The organism is Streptomyces sp. NPDC052107 (assembly GCF_040680215.1).
Lineage (GTDB): Bacteria > Actinomycetota > Actinomycetes > Streptomycetales > Streptomycetaceae > Streptomyces.
Genome location: NZ_JBFAWG010000280.1, coordinates 1 through 1,436 on the forward strand (window position 1 = coordinate 1; position 1,436 = coordinate 1,436).

The window sequence follows — 1,436 nt, forward strand, 5'->3', positions numbered from 1 at the left end:
GGCCGGAGCGCCCTTGGCGATCCGGAGCCAGACGCCTACAAGGCGCTGAGGAACCTCTGCCCCTCTTCGGTCTCGACGTCGCTGACGATCCGTTCGGACAACGGCCGGCCGATCCACCGGGCTGAACTCGACCCGGCCGGCTCAACCGCCCAGCGGCCAGGTGAAGCGCCCGGTCGCACCGGGGCCCACGCCCTGTTCCGGGTGCGGGCTGCTACAGCTCGAACTCGAGGTGTTCGATGTCGGTGAACCGGACCTCCTCCAGGGAGCCGGCGCGGCGGCCGCCGTCCTGGAAGTAGACCTCCCTGAGTGCCTCGGCGGCGATCTCCCGGAGGCGGACGTCGGTGGCGCCCTGCTCCTGGGCGTCGAAGAGGCGGGCAGCGTGCTGCGGGGGCAGGGCGACGGTCAGGTGGCGGACGCGGTCCTGGTCGGTGGAGCCGATAGGGGCGGTGTAGCCGAGGCGGGCGCGGGTGTCGATGACGATGCCGCCCGTGGACGCCGCCTTCGCCCTCGCTCTGGCCCTGATCTGCGGCTGCCACCGGGCCTTGACCTCGCGCTCCAGACGGGCGGCGAGATCCGGGCGGGGCTTTTTGATCTGGCCCTTCACGTACCGCTCCACGGTGCGCTGGGAGACCCGCAGCATCCGGGCGACGGGTCTGGTGCCGCCGAGCTTCTTGACCAGGTACCGCATCTGCGCACCCGCGCTCCTGGGCGCCGGGCGGGTGAACGCCTTCTGCACCGCCTTGTCCAGGCCGTCCCCGATCAGGCTCATCGTCGCCTTCCCCTACTCTCCGTTGTCGGCGCCGGTGACGGTGCCGTCCTTGATGTACCGGGCGAGGTTGAGCTCGGGGGCGTCGAACCGCTCCCGGACCTCCTCGCCCCACAGGACGGTCTGGGTGCCCTCGTGCTTGACCAGACCGGGGTTGACGCCCAGCTTGAACCCACCCGGGAGCGGCCTGCCCTCCCGGTAGGGCAGGAAGTCCAGCGGGCTCGGCCCGTTCGCGGCGTAGACGACGCAGTCGGACAGGACCGCGACCGGGTACTGCCCGGTGAACGCCGCGTGGCGCACGATCTTGCGGTGCAGGTTGATCCGGGTACGGGAGATGACCGCCGCCCGGATGTCCGGCCGCCACGTCGGACGCTCCAGGGCCCGCCAGGGCTCGCCCGGCCGCCAGCCCCCGCCGCGCGGCCGCTCGCGGAGCTTGCCCAGCCCGCCCTTGACCGTCGCCTTGATGGCCGAGACGACGATGCCCAGCTCGGGATCACGGCCCTTGCAGCCGTCCATCGCGGCGAGGAAATCGGCCGGCTCCATGTCGGCGCGGACCCCGAGGTCGGCCATCGTGGCCAGGTAGGCATCGCGCAACCGGGTGTACCAGCCATCCAGGTAGCGGCCATTGCCGTAGCGGTTCTCCTCGATGTCCTCCCTGGTCAGGGGAACA

General features: G+C 71.7%; 1 protein-coding gene and 1 pseudogene. Both read right to left on the bottom strand.

From position 1 onward, the window contains the following. Window positions 1-211: 211 nt before the first annotated feature. Window positions 212-769, bottom strand: a complete 558-nt coding sequence (locus AB0M27_RS47810; RefSeq protein WP_365732463.1) for an XRE family transcriptional regulator — start codon at window positions 767-769, stop codon at window positions 212-214. A gap of 12 nt (window positions 770-781) precedes the next feature. Beyond that, window positions 782-1,436: pseudogene (locus AB0M27_RS47815) on the bottom strand (transcriptional regulator); the annotation flags it as partial.

Bases quoted from the DNA above. Each gene is read 5' to 3' on its own strand.
- AB0M27_RS47810 (WP_365732463.1), bottom strand. From the start codon at position 769: ATGAGCCTGATCGGGGACGGCCTGGACAAGGCGGTGCAGAAGGCGTTC.